Here is a 705-nt window from a genome sequence, read left to right as displayed (position 1 = left end):
TATTAAAGAAAAGAACCGTTTACTTAATCAAACCAGAACAAGAATTCTTCGTGGTTATAATGACCTTGTAAGTTCTAATGAAGAGATCGTTCTTAAAAAGCTGAAAGCTATTGCCAAGGGGCAAGAAGAAAAAGGACTTACCTTTTTAGAAGCTCTTGAGAAGTCTAAACAACGTAGTGGCTTACGACCTAATACGATAAGGAGAATACAAGTAACAATCGACAACCTTAAGCTCTTTCTTAAAGATGAGTTTGGTAAAGAAGATATCCACTTGCGTGATTTACTAAAGAATAATTATAAAGGTTTTGATATTCGATATGTAGATTGGTGTACTACTAAAACCACTGTCAGGTTTGATGGTAGTATCAGGTATCCCAAAAAACACGAAACTGCCATTAGGGAAGTAAGGCATTTTCGGAAGGCAATTAATATGGCAGTACAACTCGGCGAGATGGATAAAAACCCTTTGATTGCAGAGTTCAAAATCCCCAAGGATGAAAAAACTAAACGAGAGGTACTAACATTAGAAGAACTAAAAAAGCTTATGGAATTGGATTTGTCTGATAAGCTGAATATGGATCGCATTAGAGATTGTTTTGTTTTTCAGTGTTTTACCGGACTTGCATTTGTAGACATTGATTCTTTAAAAAAAGAGCACCTATTTAAACGTAATGAGCGTACTTGGATTATTAAAGAACGGGTAAA

Annotated in this window: 1 protein-coding gene; it reads left to right on the top strand. The window is 34.9% G+C overall.

Translation table 11 applies throughout. The annotated features are described in order from the left end of the window. The coding region (locus tag Q0954_RS34220; RefSeq protein WP_299466655.1) for a phage integrase SAM-like domain-containing protein at positions 1–705 on the top strand (705 nt) is incomplete at both ends.

It is taken from the genome of uncultured Microscilla sp. (assembly GCF_947493425.1).
In the GTDB taxonomy this organism is placed as follows: domain Bacteria; phylum Bacteroidota; class Bacteroidia; order Cytophagales; family Microscillaceae; genus Microscilla.
The sequence above is the reverse complement of the archived record's forward strand: the minus strand, read 5'-3'. Positions and strand labels throughout refer to the sequence as shown.